This is a genomic window from Stenotrophomonas sp. (genome assembly GCF_059505245.1).
The window spans coordinates 1-11508 of record NZ_JCACKF010000003.1 but is presented as its reverse complement, the minus strand read 5'-3'; the positions used below and the strand labels follow the sequence as shown (position 1 = coordinate 11508).

At 66.9% G+C, this 11508-nt stretch carries 11 protein-coding genes; 9 read left to right on the top strand and 2 right to left on the bottom strand.

All coding sequences use genetic code 11. From position 1 onward, the window contains the following. Positions 1-438: hypothetical protein (locus tag AC5JLE_RS02060; protein WP_496064976.1), on the bottom strand; the 438-nt coding region annotated here is incomplete at its 3' end. Further along, positions 374-2437, bottom strand: coding sequence for a 3-hydroxyacyl-CoA dehydrogenase NAD-binding domain-containing protein (locus tag AC5JLE_RS02055; RefSeq protein WP_496064975.1), 2064 nt, complete (start codon positions 2435-2437; stop codon positions 374-376). The genes AC5JLE_RS02055 and AC5JLE_RS02060, both read right to left, overlap by 65 nt. 235 nt (positions 2438-2672) lie before the next feature. Between AC5JLE_RS02055 and rpoE the strand changes: the two genes are divergently transcribed. The 9 genes from rpoE (at position 2673) to recO (ending at position 11339) form a co-directional block, all read left to right on the top strand. Beyond that, entirely contained in the window at positions 2673-3293 is a 621-nt protein-coding gene (gene rpoE, locus AC5JLE_RS02050; protein WP_014038091.1) for an RNA polymerase sigma factor RpoE, read from the top strand. Further along, entirely contained in the window at positions 3290-4171 is an 882-nt protein-coding gene (locus AC5JLE_RS02045; RefSeq protein WP_164167699.1) for a sigma-E factor negative regulatory protein, read from the top strand. Before rpoE ends, AC5JLE_RS02045 begins: the two co-directional genes overlap by 4 nt. A 74-nt stretch (positions 4172-4245) precedes the next feature. Next, positions 4246-5778: a DegQ family serine endoprotease gene (locus AC5JLE_RS02040; RefSeq protein WP_014648000.1), complete on the top strand. Its 1533-nt coding sequence runs from the start codon at positions 4246-4248 to the stop codon at positions 5776-5778. A gap of 180 nt (positions 5779-5958) precedes the next feature. Further along, positions 5959-7752 carry a translation elongation factor 4 gene (gene lepA, locus AC5JLE_RS02035; protein ID WP_032958997.1) on the top strand — a complete coding sequence of 598 codons (1794 nt, stop codon included), beginning with the start codon at positions 5959-5961 and terminating at the stop codon, positions 7750-7752. Between the two features lie 55 nt (positions 7753-7807). Further along, entirely contained in the window at positions 7808-8602 is a 795-nt protein-coding gene (gene lepB, locus AC5JLE_RS02030) for a signal peptidase I (protein WP_014038087.1), read from the top strand. 52 nt (positions 8603-8654) lie between these two features. Beyond that, entirely contained in the window at positions 8655-9038 is a 384-nt protein-coding gene (locus AC5JLE_RS02025; RefSeq protein ID WP_014647998.1) for a DUF4845 domain-containing protein, read from the top strand. Next, a complete protein-coding gene (gene rnc / locus AC5JLE_RS02020; protein ID WP_241884312.1) occupies positions 9028-9708 on the top strand; it encodes a ribonuclease III in 681 nt (226 codons plus the stop codon). Before AC5JLE_RS02025 ends, rnc begins: the two co-directional genes overlap by 11 nt. Then, complete coding sequence (gene era / locus AC5JLE_RS02015; RefSeq protein WP_005410599.1) at positions 9705-10601, top strand: GTPase Era; 897 nt, start codon at positions 9705-9707, stop codon at positions 10599-10601. Before rnc ends, era begins: the two co-directional genes overlap by 4 nt. A gap of 18 nt (positions 10602-10619) precedes the next feature. After that, complete coding sequence (gene recO / locus AC5JLE_RS02010) at positions 10620-11339, top strand: DNA repair protein RecO (RefSeq protein ID WP_049418795.1); 720 nt, start codon at positions 10620-10622, stop codon at positions 11337-11339. Positions 11340-11508 lie beyond the last annotated feature (169 nt).

The following is an 11508-nucleotide window of genomic DNA, read 5'->3' as shown; positions in this document are numbered from 1 at the left end:
TTTTTTTTTTTTTTTTTTTTTTTTTTTTTTTTTTTTTTTTTTTTTTTTTGTTTTTGTTTTTTTTTTTTTTTTTTTTTTTTTTTTTGGTTTTTGGGGTTTTTTTTTTTTTTTTGGGGGGTTTTTTTTTTGTTGGGTGGCTGTTTTTTTACCCTTTTGTTGTCGGCGTGGGGGGGGGTTGGGCAGGCCCCACGGTGGGGGCCTTGGAGGGCGCATCCGCCCCCCCATGGCGGGTTTTTCGAACGGTCCCGCCTGCCCACACCGCCCCGCCCAACAAATAGAAAAGCCAGAGCCGGCTGTTGCTCCGGCTCTGGCTTCTGCTGTGGAACTTGACGTTGCCTCTGCGGGTGCCGGGCCGCAGGCCCGGCCGATGAACTCAGACCACCGGTTCGCGCAGGACGGGGTTGTCCCAGCCGGGGCGCGGCGCGAAACGGTCGCCATGGCGCTGCTGCAGCGCCTTCAACCGCTCGACGATCGCATCGGCACCGACCGCACGGATGTGCTGGATCGGACCGCCGCGGAACGGTGCGAAACCGGTGCCGAAGATCACGCCGGCATCCAGCAGGTCCGCGTCGGCCACCACGCCCTCGTGCAGGCAGGCCACCGCCTCGTTCAACAGCGGCAGGATCAGGCGGTCCTCCAGATCGGCCGGGGCCTTGTAGTCGCTGGCCACGTCCGGCTTCTTCGGCTTGCCGTTCTCCCAGGTGTAGATGCCCTGGCCATCCTTCTTGCCGCGCTTGTCCGGTTCCACCGTCTGCAGTGCGGCCGGGATCTGCAGGCCCAGGAACGGCGCCAGTTCGCGGCCGACGCCGGCGGCCACGTCCAGGCCGACGGTATCGATCAGTTCGATCGGGCCCATCGGCATGCCGAACTTCACCGCGGCCTTGTCGATCACCGGGCCCGGAATGCCCTCGGCATACGCGGTGGCCGCTTCCAGCATGTACGGGAACAGCACGCGGTTGACCAGGAAGCCCGGGCTGCCGGCTACCGGCACCGGGAACTTGCCCAGCGCCTTGCAGAACGCGGCCAGGCGGCGCTCGGTCTCCGGCGCCATGCCGTCGTGATGGATGATCTCCACCAACGGCATCTGCGCTACCGGGTTGAAGTAGTGCAGGCCCGCGAACTGCGCAGGGCGCTGGATGTGGTCGCGCAGTTCCACCAGCGGAATCGACGAGGTGTTGGTGGTCAGCAGGGCGTCCTGCTTCATCTTCGGCTCAAGCGTCTGGTACAGCGCACGCTTGGCTTCGGGGTTCTCGATGATTGCCTCGATCACCAGGTCGGCCTCGGCCACGCCGTTGCCTTCCAGGTCGGCACGCAGGCGCGCGGCCACGGCCGGGCGCTTGCTCTCGTCGCGCACCTTCTTGGCGAACAGCGCCTGCGCGCGTTCCATGGCCGGGTCGATGAAGCGCTGCTCGCGGTCCTGCAGGGTCACCTCGAAGCCCTTGTAGGCGGCCCACGCGGCGATGTCGCCGCCCATCACGCCGGCGCCGACCACGTGCACGTGGCGGATGCCGGAATCACCGCCACCGAGGCCCTTCAGGCGTTCGGTGAGGAAGAAGATACGGATCAGGTTGCGCGCGGTCGGAGTACTGGCCAGCTTCACCACGGCACGCCGCTCGGCGTCCAGGCGGGCCTGGATCGGCTTGCCGCCACTGCGCTGCCAGGTGCTGATCAGTGCGTACGGCGCCGGGTACTGGTCCTTCTTCGCCTTGCGGGCGACCTGCTTGACCATCTGCGGTGCCAGCAGCGTGCGTGCCAGCCAGGTGTTGGTGGCCCAGGCCGTGGCGCGCTGCTTGAACGGGCGGGTGGTGCCGGACAGCGCCAGTGCAACGGCCGTGTCGAGCACCACCGCCGGTGCCACCACCTTGTCGACCAGGCCGATGCCACGCGCGGCCGAGGCCGACAGGGTGCGGCCGGTCAGCATCATGTCCATCGCTGCCGGGGCGCCCACCAGGTGCGGCAGGCGGGCGCTGCCACCCCACCCCGGGAAGATGCCCAGCTGGGTTTCCGGCAGGCCGATGCGGGTGCTGCTGTCATTGGAGGCCACGCGATAGCGGCAGGCCAGGGCAAGCTCGGTGCCACCGCCGAGGCAGTGGCCGTGGATGGCCGCTACGGTCGGGCAGGGCAGCTCGGCCAGCTTCTGGTAGGTGGCCTGGCCACGCCGGATCGCGTCGTTGACGGTGCCGCGACGGTCGAATTCCTGGAACTCCTTCAGGTCGGCACCGGCAATGAAGCCGGCCTTCTTCAGCGACTGGATGACCACGCCCTTGGGCGGGTCCAGGGCAATGCGCTCAAGCAGGTCGCCCAGTTCCAGCAGCACGTCCTGCGACATCGCATTGACGCTGCTGTCCTGGCGATCCAGGGAGAGAACCACCACGCCGTCGTCGCGGATCTCGGGGTGCCAGTGGCTGAAGCGGAGACCATCGAAGCCTGAGAGCATGGACGTTCCATCCGGTTGTGTATGGAGAAGCGGCTATGATCCAGAGGTTGTTTCCCCCGCGTCAAATCCCAATAGCAGGGGAGTGGCGCCCCCGGATCCATGGCCGTGGATCGGGACGCTAACCGAATGGTGGTTAAAAGCTGGTGCGGCGCCAGGTGATCGGCGACTGAACTTTTCCCGGGATTGGCAGTCTCATTGCCCGACGTCGGTTGGGCTGACAGGAGTGCGGCCCCTCATGGCCGATGTTGATACACCTCAGGAGCTGGATCTGGAGCTGGTCCGGCGCGTGCAGCACGGCGAGAGTGCCGCGTTCGATGTCCTGGTGCGCAAGTACCAGCATCGGGTCGTGGCCCTGGTCGGTCGCTACATCGCCGACTGGAGCGAATGTCAGGACGTCGCCCAGGACACTTTCATCCGTGCCTACCGCGCGATCGGGAGTTTCCGTGGCGATGCCCAGTTCTCAACCTGGTTGCATCGAATCGCCGTGAATACCGCCAAAAACTACCTGGCTTCACACAATCGTCGTCCGCCGACCGATGACATCGACATCGGTGACGCCGAGCAGTTCGACAGCGGTACCCGCCTGCGGGACACCGACACGCCCGAGCGCGAGTTGATGCGCCAGGAGCTGGAACAGACGGTCATGAAGGCCGTCAACGCGCTGCCGGAGGAACTCCGGTCGGCGATCACCCTGCGCGAGGTGGAAGGCCTGAGCTACGAGGATATCGCGCAGAAGATGGGGTGCCCGATCGGCACCGTGCGTTCCCGGATCTTCCGGGCGCGCGAGGCGATCGACACCGAACTCCGGCCGCTGTTGGACATCGGCAGCGCCACCCGTGAGAAGAGCCGCGTATGACCAGTAATCCGTTCAACGAATCGCAGAACCATCAATCGCCCGCCGGGCAGCGCCTGGACCAGCGCCATCGCGAGCAGCTGTCGGCCCTGGTCGATGGCGAGCTGGGTGCCGATGAAGCGCGCTTCCTGCTGCGCCGGATGGAACACGACCCCGAACTGGCCGGCTGCCAGGAGCGCTGGCAGCTGCTGGGCGACGTGATGCGCGGGCAGGCCCCGGCGTTGGCACCGGCCGGCTTCAGTGCCGCCGTTGCGGCCGCCATTGCGGCAGAGCCGACGCCGCAGGCCGAGCCGCGTCGCCAGGTGCGTCGCAGTGGCTGGCGCGCCTGGAGCGGCGGTGCTGCGCTGGCCGCATCGGTCGCCGCGGTCGCCCTGTTCATCGGCGGCGAGAAATTGAAGGAGGCGACGCCGGGTGAACCGCAGGCGCCGCAGGTGATCGCCAGCCAGGCGGAACTGACGCCGGCACCGGCCGCGCCGACCCCAGTCACCGAGGCTTCGGTGGACACGGCCGCAGTGGCCGTGGCTGCTGCGCCGGCCGTAGCGATGGCCGCGGCGGGCCGCCGCCAGGACGCCCGCCGTGCCAGCGCTACGCGCAGCCAGCAGGCCGCGCGTGCCGCCCAGCGCGACGACACTTCGCAGCGCGCCATCGCGGCCGTGCAGGCACCGTTGACCCCGACCGTGCCGGCCAACGCCAACCGCAACCTGCCGTTCGGCGAGGTCAGCGGGCTGCAGGCCCGGCCATGGCCGCGCTCCAGCCTGGCGCCCGCCGCTGGCGGCGCGCTCAATGCCAGCTTCCCGGCCCACGCCGGTAGTGCCGCGTTCTATCCGTTCGAGCCGCGCCTGCAGGATGACCTGCCGGTGCCGCCGCGCCCGCGCGACTGAGCCGGGCGCCTTCACGCCCCGCCGTCGGCGGGGCCCGTATTCCTCTTTCCACCCGACCCGGAGGTTGCCGTCCGATGACTCCCCGACTCCGCACGCAGGCCATTGGCCTGCTGGCCCTGACCCTTCCCCTGGTGGCCTGCGCACAGGCGCCGGCGCCCGTCGCGCAGACCCAGCCCGCGCCAGCCGCGGCCGCGCGGGCACCGGCGCAGCCGCTGGTCAGTGGCCTGCCCGACTTCACCAACCTGGTCGAACAGGTCGGCCCGGGCGTGGTCAACGTCGACACCACCATCGTCCGCAACAACCGCCAGGCCGCGCGCGGCCCGATGGGCGACGATGACATGCCGGAGTTCTTCCGCCGCTTCTTTGGTCCCGACTTCCCGATGCCGGGGCAGGGGCCGGGTGGGCCAGACGGTGGCCCCAGCATCAAGGGCCGTGGCATGGGCTCGGGCTTCATCATCTCGCCCGATGGCTATGTGCTGACCAACTACCACGTGGTGGCCGACGCCAGTGACGTGAAGGTCAAGCTGGGCGACAGCCGTGAGTTCACCGCCAAGGTGGTGGGCAGCGACCAGCAGTACGACGTCGCCCTGCTGAAGATCGACGGGAAGAACCTGCCAACCGTGCGCGTGGGTGACTCCAACAGCCTGAAGCCGGGGCAGTGGGTTGTCGCGATCGGCTCGCCGTTCGGCCTCGACCATTCTGTCACCGCCGGCGTGGTCAGCGCCGTCGGCCGCAGTACGGGTGGCCCCGACCAGCGCTATGTGCCGTTCATCCAGACCGACGTGGCGATCAACCAGGGCAATTCCGGTGGCCCTCTTCTGAACACCCGCGGCGAAGTGGTCGGCATCAACTCGCAGATCTTCTCCGCGTCCGGCGGCTACATGGGCATCAGCTTCGCGATCCCGATCGACCTGGCGATGAGCGCGGTGGAGCAGATCAAGAAGAGCGGCAAGGTCACCCGCGGCCAGCTCGGCGCGGTCGTGGAGCCGATCGATTCGCTGAAGGCGCAGGGCCTGGGCCTGCCGGACAGCCGTGGCGCCCTGGTCAACCAGATCGTGGCCGGCAGTGCGGCCGCCAAGGCCGGCGTGCAGGTGGGCGACGTCATCCGCTCGGTCAACGGCAGCCCGGTCAACAGCTGGTCCGACCTGCCGCCGCTGATCGGTGCGATGGCGCCGGGCAGCAAGGTGAACCTGGTGGTGTACCGCGACGGCAAGCCGCATGACCTCAGTGCCACGTTGACCGCCCTGAGTGAAGACGGGCAGGCCAGTGCCCGCGGGCCGTCGGCCGGCGGTGCCGAGGCGGCGCCGCAGACCGGGGCCAATGCCCTGCTGGGGCTGGACGTGAGCGACCTGAGCGCAGCTCAGCGCAAGCAGTTCGGGCTCAACGGCAACGAAGGCGTGCGCATCACCGGGGTCAAGGGCCAGGCGGCGCGTGATGCCGGCCTGTCGCCGGGCATGGTGATCCTGCAGGTCGGCCGCGTCGCGGTCGGCAGTGTGGATGCCCTGAACCGGGCGCTGTCCAGCTTCAAGAAGGACGACGTGGTCATGCTGCTGGTCCGCACGGCCAATGGCAACAGCGCCTTCGTGGCGGTCAAGGCCGGCCAGTAGGGCCTGCCGGGGCCGCTCCGGCGGCCCCTGGGCCTCCCCCGAAGCCCCGCCCCGGCGGGGCTTCGGTCGTTCCGGGCCGGTGCCCGGCAGCCGGTTTTCGCGGCCGGGCGCTGGGCGTGCGATAATCGACCGTTACCCTGACGACGCCGCGCGCCGCCGCCACCTATGTCTTCTGATTCGATGCGGAACATCCGCAACTTCTCCATCATCGCCCATGTCGACCACGGCAAGTCCACGCTGGCCGACCGCATCATCCAGCTCTGCGGTGGCCTGCAGGCCCGCGAGATGGAAGCGCAGGTGCTCGATTCCAATCCGATCGAGCGCGAGCGTGGCATCACGATCAAGGCGCAGTCGGTGTCACTGCCGTACCTGGCCAAGGACGGGCAGACCTACCACCTGAACTTCATCGACACCCCCGGCCACGTCGACTTCTCCTATGAAGTCAGCCGCTCGCTGGCCGCCTGCGAAGGCGCGCTGCTGGTGGTCGATGCGGCGCAGGGCGTGGAAGCCCAGTCGGTGGCCAACTGCTACACCGCCGTGGAGCAGGGCCTGGAAGTGGTGCCGGTGATCAACAAGATCGACCTGCCCACCGCCGACATCGAGCGCGCCAAGGCCGAGATCGAGGCCGTGATCGGCATCGATGCCTCCGACGCCGTGCCGGTCAGTGCCAAGACCGGCCTCAACGTGCAGGACGTGCTGGAAGCGATCGTGCACCGCATTCCGCCGCCGGCGCCGCGCGACACCGACAAGCTGCAGGCGCTGATCATCGACTCGTGGTTCGACAACTACCTCGGCGTGGTGTCGCTGGTGCGCGTGATGCAGGGCGAGATCAAGGCCGGTGACAAGCTGCAGGTGATGTCGACCGGCCGCAACCACCAGGTCGACAACGTCGGCGTGTTCACGCCGAAGCGCAAGGTGCTGCCGGCGCTGCGTGCCGGTGAAGTGGGCTGGGTCACCGCCAGCATCAAGGACGTGCATGGCGCGCCGGTCGGCGACACCCTCACCCTGGCCGGCGATCCGGCGCCGAAGCCGCTGCCGGGCTTCCAGGAAATGCAGCCGCGCGTGTTCGCCGGCCTGTTCCCGGTCGATGCCGAAGACTACCCGGACCTGCGCGAAGCGCTGGACAAGCTGCGCCTGAACGATGCCGCGCTGCGTTTCGAGCCGGAAAGCTCCGAGGCGATGGGCTTCGGCTTCCGCTGCGGCTTCCTGGGCATGCTGCACATGGAAATCGTGCAGGAGCGCCTGGAGCGCGAATACAACCTGGACCTGATCAGCACCGCGCCGACGGTGGTGTATGAGGTCCTGAAGACCGATGGCTCGATCATCAACATGGACAACCCGGCCAAGCTGCCGGCGGTGAACCAGGTCGAGGAAATCCGCGAACCGATCATCCGCGCCAACGTGCTCACCCCCGAGGAGTACATCGGCAACATCATCAAGCTGTGCGAAGAAAAGCGCGGCAGCCAGATCGGCATCAACTACCTGGGCAGCCAGGTGCAGATCAGCTACGAGCTGCCGATGGCCGAGGTGGTGCTGGACTTCTTCGACAAGCTGAAGTCGGTCAGCCGCGGCTACGCCTCGCTCGATTACCACTTCGTGCGCTTCGACGCAGGCCCGTTCGTGCGCGTGGACGTGCTGATCAATGGTGACAAGGTCGATGCGCTGTCGTTGATCGTGCACCGCAGCCACGCTGACCGACGTGGCCGCGAGCTGTGCGAGAAGATGAAGGACCTGATCCCGCGCCAGATGTTCGACGTGGCCATCCAGGCCGCCGTCGGCTCGCAGATCATCGCCCGCACCACGGTCAAGGCCATGCGCAAGAACGTGCTGGCCAAGTGCTATGGTGGCGACGTTTCGCGCAAGAAGAAGCTTCTGGAAAAGCAGAAGGAAGGCAAGAAGCGCATGAAGCAGGTCGGACGCGTGGAGATTCCGCAGGAAGCGTTCCTGGCCGTCCTGCAGATGGACAACAAGTAAGGCCCGCACCGGCCCTGCGGGGCCGGTCGTCTGGTGACGTTGCAAAGGACCCTGAATGAAACTGTTTGAGATCCTCCTGGTCGTGCTGACCCTGGCCTCGGGCCTGATCCTGCTCGCGGACAAGCTGTACCTCGCCAAGCGTCGCGCCCAGCGCGCGGGCCTGCTCGACTCCGAGCCGGTGCTGGTGGATTACTCGCGTGCGTTCTTCCCGGTGCTGGCGATCGTGCTGATCGTGCGCAGTTTCATCGCCGAGCCGTACAAGATCCCGTCCAGCTCGATGATGCCGAACCTGCTGATCGGCGACTTCATCCTGGTCAACAAGTTCTCCTACGGCCTGCGCCTGCCGATCAGCAACACCAAGATCGTGCCGTTTGGCGAGCCGTCGCGCGGCGACGTGGTGGTGTTCCACTTCCCCGGCCACAGCGACAACGATCCGGCCAAGGGTGAGAACTTCATCAAGCGCGTCATCGGCGTGCCGGGCGACACCGTGGTCTTCGAAGGCGACGGCGTGATCCTCAACGGCGAACCGCTGAAGTACGACAACAAGGGCATCTATGCAGGCCACAAGGGCCAGGGCGAGGGTGCCAACCTGCTGGTCGAACACCTGCCGGGTCGTACCCACACCGTGCTGGAGACCGACTATCCGCGTGGCCAGGGCCAGTGGACCGTGCCGGCCGGCAAGTACCTTGTGATGGGCGACAACCGTGACAACAGCGACGATGGCCGTTTCTGGGGCCTGCTGCCGGAAGAAAACCTGCGCGGCAAGGCCTTCCTGATCTGGCTGAACTGCCAGGGCTGGTTCTGCAAGGATGGCTTCGAGCCGTCGCGGATCGGCTCGAGCATCAACTGATCGGGCATCAACCGAGTATTTTCACATCCAACGCGTATCTGGGGAGAACGCAATGAAGACGATGAACACGCAGCGTGGCATGACCCTGACCTCGTTCCTGGCGGTCCTGATCGTGGTCGGTTTCTTCCTTTACATCGGCATGAAGCTGTTCCCGATGTACCAGGAGTATTACGCGGTGCGCTCGGCGATGAAGAGCCTGGCCAACGAGCCGGGTGTGGGCAGCATGGAACCGGCCCGGATCCAGGATCTGTTCTTCAAGCGGCTGTACATCAACTACTCGGAAAACGTGAAGCCGGCCAACGTGAAGTTCGACCGCCGCGACAATGGCTGGACCCTCAAGGTCAACTACGAAGTGCGCCGTCCGCTGGTCGGCAACCTGGACGTGGTTGGCAAATTCGATTCATCCCAGGACCTGACCCGAAGCGGTGCCGAATAAACCTTTCCAACGTGGTGACCTGATCGGTCATCCCTTCCGCGACCCGGCGCTGCTGAAGCAGGCGCTGACGCATCGCAGTGCCGGTGCGCCACACAACGAGCGCCTGGAGTTCCTGGGCGACAGCATCGTCAACATGATGGCGGCCGAGGCGTTGTACCAGCGCTGGCCCAAGGCTGACGAAGGCGCGATGACCCGTGCCCGCGCCGAGCTGGTGCGTGAAGGCGCGCTGGCGGTGATCGGGCGCACCCTGGAACTGGGCGATCGACTGATCCTGGGTCCGGGAGAAATGAAGTCCGGCGGCCACCGTCGTGATTCGATCCTGGCCGACGCGGTGGAAGCCGTGGTGGCTGCGATCTACCTGGATGCCGGCTTCGAGGCCTGCCGGGCGGTGGTACTGCCCTGGTTCAGCGCTTCGATCGAGGCACTGCCGGCCTCCGGCCGGCCCGAGAAGGACCCCAAGACCCGCCTGCAGGAATGGCTGCAGGCCCGACAGAAGGCGTTGCCGCAGTATGAACTGGTGTCAGAATCCGGTGACGACCACGCCAAGCACTTCCGGGTACGCTGCAGCGTAGCCGACCCGGCCGCCAGCACCGAGGGCGAAGGCGCCTCGCGGCGGCTTGCCGAACAACAGGCGGCTGCGGCCGTCCTAGAACAACTGGATTCCAAGTGAGCGAACAAACTCCCCATCATTGCGGCAGCGTGGCCGTCATCGGCCGCCCGAACGTGGGCAAGTCGACCCTGACCAATGCCCTGGTCGGCGCCAAGGTCAGCATCGTCTCCAACCGTCCGCAGACCACGCGCCATCGCCTGCTGGGCATCGCCACCTATCCGGAAGGCCAGCTGGTGCTGGTCGACACCCCCGGCCTGCACAAGGTGCAGAAGCGGGCGATGAACCGGGTGATGAACCGCGCCGCGCGTGGCTCGCTGGAAGGCGTCGATGCCGGCCTGCTGGTGATCGAAGCCGGTCGCTGGGATGAAGAGGACAGCCTGGCGTTCAACGTGCTGCGCGACGCCGGCATCCCGGTCGTGCTGGTGGTCAACAAGATCGATCGCCTGAAGGAAAAGGGCGCGCTGCTGCCGTTCCTGCAGCAGGTGACCGAAGGTCGTGATTTCGCCGCCGTGCACCCGATCTCGGCGCAGAAGCGCAACGGCCTGGAAGCGCTGGTGCGCGACGTGCTGAAGCTGCTGCCGGAAGCCCCGCCGATGTTCGGCGAGGACGAGATCACTGATCGCAGCCAGCGTTTCCTGGCCGGTGAACTGGTGCGCGAGCAGTTGATGCGCCAGCTCGGCGAGGAACTGCCGTACGCAACCACCGTCGAGATCGAGCGCTTCACCGAGGATGGCAACCTGCTGCGCATCGGTGCGGTGATCTGGGTCGAGCGCGAGGGCCAGAAGGCCATCGTGATCGGCAAGGGCGGCGCCCGCCTGAAGGAGATCGGCGCCAAGTCCCGCCTGCAGATGGAGCGTCTGTTCGGGGCCAAGGTGTTCCTGGAAACCTGGGTGCGCGTGCGTGAAGGCTGGTCCGACGACGAGGCCGCGCTGAAGGCCTTCGGCTACGAATAAGCCGCGACGGTCGCTTCGATGATGATCGAGGACGACACCGGCTTCGTGCTGCACGCACGGGCCTACCGCGAGACCAGCCTGCTGGTCGAAGTGTTGAGCGCGCAGCATGGCCGTATCGGCCTGCTGGCGCGTGGCGTGTCCACCGCCAAGGGCCAGGTGCTGCGCGCCGCCCTGCAGCCGTTGCAGTGGATCCGCTTCAGTGCCCAGCAGCGGGGTGAACTGGCCCAGCTGCGGGGCGCCGAGGCGCTGGATGCCGCGCCACGCCTGGTCGGCCAGGCGATGTTGGCCGGCTTCTACCTGAGTGAACTGACCCTGCGCCTGGCCCCGCGCCAGGACCCGCTGCCGGAGCTGTACCTCGCCTACGGTGAGGCACGCGCGCGGCTGGCGGTCGGTGCCGGCCTGGCCTGGACCCTGCGCCGTTTCGAGCGCGAACTGCTGTCCGCGCTGGGCCTGGGTTTCGACCTGGACAGTGCCAGTGATGGCCAGCCGATCGACCCGGCGGCGCGCTACGAGCTGGACCCGCAGGAAGGGGCGCAGCGCCTGCTGAGCGAGCGTGGCGGGGAGCGCCGGGCGGCGGCCACTGGCTCGGCGCTGCTGGCCCTTGCGGCCGACGAAGAACCGGATGCCGCCGATCTGGCCAGCCTGCGCCTGCCGATGCGGCGGGTGCTGGCCCATCACCTGGGCGCGCGCGGGCTGAAGTCCTGGGAAATGCTCGAGCAGCTTGCGCCGCGCAGGTAGGGGGGCGGCAGGGCTTGCAGCCCTGCACCTGCCGAATCAACGTCAACGGCAAAAGCTGGCTATCCGTGGGTAGGCGGGTGGGTCCGGTTGCGGGAGACGCCGTAAACCCGTCCCTGGGGGCTTGGCCGCGGCATCCATGCCGCGGACACTCCCGCAACCGGACCCACCC

Excerpts from the sequence above, each read along its gene's own strand:
- AC5JLE_RS02045 (WP_164167699.1), top strand. The coding sequence starts at position 3,290 with ATGACCAGTAATCCGTTCAACGAATCGCAGAACCATCAATCGCCCGCC.
- lepB (WP_014038087.1), top strand. The coding sequence starts at position 7,808 with ATGAAACTGTTTGAGATCCTCCTGGTCGTGCTGACCCTGGCCTCGGGC.
- rpoE (WP_014038091.1), top strand. The coding sequence starts at position 2,673 with ATGGCCGATGTTGATACACCTCAGGAGCTGGATCTGGAGCTGGTCCGG.
- AC5JLE_RS02040 (WP_014648000.1), top strand. The coding sequence starts at position 4,246 with ATGACTCCCCGACTCCGCACGCAGGCCATTGGCCTGCTGGCCCTGACC.
- lepA (WP_032958997.1), top strand. The coding sequence starts at position 5,959 with ATGCGGAACATCCGCAACTTCTCCATCATCGCCCATGTCGACCACGGC.
- AC5JLE_RS02055 (WP_496064975.1), bottom strand. The coding sequence starts at position 2,437 with ATGCTCTCAGGCTTCGATGGTCTCCGCTTCAGCCACTGGCACCCCGAG.
- recO (WP_049418795.1), top strand. The coding sequence starts at position 10,620 with ATGATGATCGAGGACGACACCGGCTTCGTGCTGCACGCACGGGCCTAC.
- AC5JLE_RS02025 (WP_014647998.1), top strand. The coding sequence starts at position 8,655 with ATGAAGACGATGAACACGCAGCGTGGCATGACCCTGACCTCGTTCCTG.